Here is a 272-nt window from a genome sequence, read left to right as displayed (position 1 = left end):
CAGCCGTAACCGGGCAACAACTCACCGGCGCCATCACGTAATTCCAGGTGTGAGCCCATCCAGGTGTCGTCACAACGTCCGGACTCCACATAAGCCCGCGCCGCCACGCCGTAGGCGGTGTTCCGATGCCAGCTCCGACCCAGTGACGTGCCCAGCGCGGAGCGGACACCGTCGGCGACGATCACTTTGTCGACCTCGATCTGGGCCGGGCCGTCGGATGTATTACATTGCACTGCAGTCACTTTGCCGCCGATGATGGTGGCGCCGACCGC

General features: G+C 64.3%; 1 pseudogene. It reads right to left on the bottom strand.

What is annotated here, in order from left to right:
- Window positions 1-272: pseudogene (locus tag SB717_RS35920) on the bottom strand (menaquinone reductase); the annotation flags it as partial.

Origin of the sequence: Priestia sp. SIMBA_032 (assembly GCF_046535215.1) — a bacterium.
In the GTDB taxonomy this organism is placed as follows: domain Bacteria; phylum Bacillota; class Bacilli; order Bacillales; family Bacillaceae_H; genus Priestia; species Priestia aryabhattai.
This window is presented reverse-complemented; position numbering and strand designations above follow the sequence as displayed.